The sequence below is a fragment of the Shewanella sp. S1-49-MNA-CIBAN-0167 genome (assembly GCF_040310145.1).
Classification (GTDB): Bacteria; Pseudomonadota; Gammaproteobacteria; order Enterobacterales; family Shewanellaceae; genus Shewanella; species Shewanella psychromarinicola.
The window spans coordinates 1-239 of sequence record NZ_JBEOPO010000477.1; the positions used below are offsets into that span (position 1 = coordinate 1).

The 239-nt window shown below is 46.0% G+C and carries 1 protein-coding gene; it reads left to right on the top strand.

What is annotated here, in order from left to right; translation table 11 throughout:
• Positions 1-239, top strand: a 239-nt coding sequence (locus tag AAEZ00_RS22085) for an anhydro-N-acetylmuramic acid kinase (protein ID WP_351090178.1), incomplete at both ends; no start/stop codon positions are given.

The following is a 239-nucleotide window of genomic DNA, read 5'->3' on the forward strand; positions in this document are numbered from 1 at the left end:
GCGTTTATGTCAACCCGAAACAGATGAAATTAACCGCTTAGGTAGGCTCGATCGCAGTGTCGGCAAACTGTTTGCTCAGGCAGTAAATCACTTATTGGCAAAATCAACAGTGACTGCCGCTGAGGTGATCGCGATTGGTTCACATGGACAAACCGTGCGTCACATGCCCAATTTAGAAATGGGTTTTACCTTGCAAATTGGCGATCCAAACACCATTGCCATTGAAACCGATATCGATG